General features: G+C 73.8%; 4 protein-coding genes. 2 read left to right on the plus strand and 2 right to left on the minus strand.

Features of this window, described 5'->3' with window-relative positions; all coding sequences use genetic code 11:
- On the plus strand, positions 1-475 hold a 475-nt coding region (locus tag ACXJKL_RS18305), incomplete at its 5' end, for an IclR family transcriptional regulator (protein ID WP_457208431.1).
- Positions 476-504: 29 nt separating this feature from the next.
- Here ACXJKL_RS18305 and ACXJKL_RS18310 read toward each other — a convergent pair.
- Positions 505-987 (minus strand): methylated-DNA--[protein]-cysteine S-methyltransferase, encoded by a 483-nt coding sequence (locus tag ACXJKL_RS18310; RefSeq protein ID WP_457208432.1) that lies wholly within the window; start codon positions 985-987, stop codon positions 505-507.
- A gap of 1 nt (position 988) precedes the next feature.
- Positions 989-2473, minus strand: coding sequence for an AlkA N-terminal domain-containing protein (locus ACXJKL_RS18315; RefSeq protein WP_457208433.1), 1485 nt, complete (start codon positions 2471-2473; stop codon positions 989-991).
- A 115-nt stretch (positions 2474-2588) separates the two neighbouring features.
- On the opposite strand from ACXJKL_RS18315, the gene ACXJKL_RS18320 reads away from it, so the two are divergent.
- A partial coding sequence (locus ACXJKL_RS18320) for a hypothetical protein (RefSeq protein WP_457208434.1) occupies positions 2589-3006 on the plus strand: 418 nt, incomplete at its 3' end.

Genomic DNA, 3006 nt, shown 5'->3' on the forward strand with positions numbered 1-3006 from the left:
CGCCGGCCCCGTGCTCGCCCGCCTGCGCGACATCACCGGGGAGTCCGCCCAGCTCTGGCGCCGCCAGGGCGAGCACCGCGTGTGCGTGGCCGCGGCCGAGCGCCCCTCGGGGCTGCGCGACACCATTCCGGTCGGCTCGCAGCTCACCATGCGGGCCGGGTCGGCCGCGCAGGTGCTGCTCGCGTGGGAGGACCCCGAGCGCATGCACCGCGGGCTCCAGAACGCCGCCTTCTCCGCCACCGCCCTGTCGGGCATCCGCCGCCGGGGATGGGCCCAGTCGATCGGCGAGCGCGAGCAGGGGGTCGCCTCGGTGTCCGCCCCGGTCCGCTCCCCCGGTGGCAAGATCATCGCCGCCGTCTCCGTCTCCGGCCCCCTCGAGCGCCTGTCCCGACAGCCCGGTCGCATGCACGCGCCCGCCGTGCTCGCCGCGGCCGAACGGCTCTCGGAGTCGCTGCGCCGCGCCGCCGCCGAGTGACGGCCGGGCCGTGGAGGCCCTGACCCACCTCAGAACAACGCGTCCTGCTCCAACGAGAGCAGGGTCTGCTTGCGCTCCAGCCCACCGGCGTACCCGGTCAGCGTGCCGTTGGCCCCGATGACACGGTGGCACGGGATGACGACGGGGATCGGGTTGCGTCCGTTGGCCAGCCCGACCGCGCGCGACGCCGCGTTGGTCATCCCCAACCGACCCGCGATCTGACCGTACGAGGCGGTCTCGCCGTAGCCGATGGTCAGCAGCTGGTCCCAGACCCGTCGCTGGAAGTCGCTGCCCTGCGGGTCCAGCGGGAGGTCGAACTCCTTGAGGTCGCGCCCGAAGTACCCGGTCAGCTGGCGCACCGCCTCCACGAGGAGCGGGTGGTCGTCGCCGCGCTCGCCCAGCGGACGGCCGTCGGCCGGCTGTCGGAACGGGGTGAACTCGATGGCGCTGATCGCGCCGTCGCGCTCGACGATGCGCAGGTCGCCGATGGGCGAGGACATCACGGTCCACATGTCAGGTCTCCTCCGGAGCCGGGGTGTCGGGCATCAGGGTGTTCCACAGGTGCATGAGTGCGTAGGAGCGCCACGGCCGCCAGTGCTCGACGTCGGCGGACCCGCCGAGGTCACGCAGGACGTTGCGCACGGCGAGGTCGGTGGGCAGGAAGACGTCGGGATGGCCCAACGCCCGCATGGCGACGTAGTCGGCCGTCCACGGGCCGATGCCGGGCAGCGCGAGAAGCGCACGGCGTACGTCGTCGCGATCCGGTCCGCGGTCGAGCGCGACGGCCCCGGAGGCGAGGGCGGTGGCCAGCCCCACCAGCGCGCGGCCACGGGCGCGCGGCATGGGGAGCGTCTCGGGGTCCACCTGCGCCAGGGTGCTCGCGTCCGGGAAGAGGTGGGTCAGGCCGGGGACGTCCGTCTCCATGCGGCGGCCGTGCTCGGCGACGATCCGGCCGGTCACGGTGCGGGCACCGGTCACGCTGACCTGCTGGCCGATGACGGTGCGCACGGCGGTCTCGTCCCCGTCGACCTGTCCCGGCACCCGCAGGCCCGGTGCGGCTCGCACCAGCCGGCCGATGACGGGGTCGTCGGCGAGGTGGTCGTCCACGGCCACGGGGTCGCAGTCGGCGTCGAGCAGGCGGCGTACGCGCTCCACGGCGGCCGAGGTGTCGCGCAGGTCGTGCAGGGAGAAGGCGGCCGGGACGAACGCCGTCTCCCCGGCCGCCGAGGCGTCGGCGAGCGCCAGGCGCACGGTGCCCGGGCCGTGGGGCAGGTCGAGGGTGCGCGCGTACCAACCGGGTCCGGCCACCTCCACGCCCGGCACCAGGTGGTGGGCGAGGAAGTCGAGGAGCCGGCGGCCCGCGAACGGCGTACGGACGGCCAGTCGCATCGTCACGGCCCCGCGGGTGGCCGAGCGGGTACGGCGTCCCCGGATCTCGGTCGGGCTCAGGGCATAGACCTCGCGAACGGTCTCGTTGAACTGCCGGACGCTGGAGAATCCGGCCGCGAAGGCCACGTCCGTCAGCGACATCTCGCTCGTCTCGATGAGCACCCGTGCCGTCTGGGCACGGCGGGCCCGCGCGAGCGCGAGTGGTGCAGCGCCGAGCTCCTGGGTGAGCAGCCGGCCGAGGTGGCGTGGGGTGTAGCCGACGTGGCGGGCCAGGCCCTCGACTCCCTCGCGGTCCACGAGACCGTCGCTGATGAGCCGCATCGCGCGACCCGCCACGTCGGCGGCGACGTCCCAGTCGGGGCTGCCGGGGGTGGCGTCGGGGAGGCAGCGCTTGCAGGCCCGGTAGCCGGCCGACTGGGCGGCAGCAGCGGTGGGGTGGAAGGTGACGTTGCCCGGGGCCGGCGTCCTGGCCGGACAGCTGGGACGGCAGTAGATCCCCGTCGTGCGCACCGCGGTGTAGAACACCCCGTCGAAGCGCCTGTCCTTGCTCTTCACCGCGCGGTAGCAGGACTCCGGGTCGAGGAGGGCCAGGCGGGTCGCGGTCTTCACGGTGTCGAGTCTCGCCGAGGAACGGCCCCGGATCCAGCGGGAATCGGACACGGCGGCACCGCCTCACCCGTGCGGGGTGATGTCCGGTCGCTCGCCCCCGTGCACCCTCGAGACCATGATCCGACGCCGTCGTGCCCGCCGTCTCGCCGCTGTCTGCGTCGCGCTCGCGACGATGACCCTGGGCGCCTGCGGGGACGGGAACGAGAGTGAGAGCACCGATGCCGCGACCATCTGCGAGGACGTCGACGCGATCCGCACCTCCGTCGCGGACATCACCGAGGTCACCATCGATGCCGACGCGCTCACCCAGCTGCAGGACAACCTCGACCAGGTGCGGGACGACGTGAGCACCCTCATCAACGACGCCCGGGACGAGTTCGCCGACGAGGTGGACGCCGTCGACCAGGCCGTGTCCGGAGTGACGACCACGCTTCGTACCGCCGTGAACGACCCCACGATCGACACGCTGTCGGCCCTCCGGACCCAGCGCAAGGTCCTGACGGACGCCGTCACCGACCTGGCCGACGCCGTCG

The organism is Nocardioides sp. P5_C9_2 (assembly GCF_054049555.1).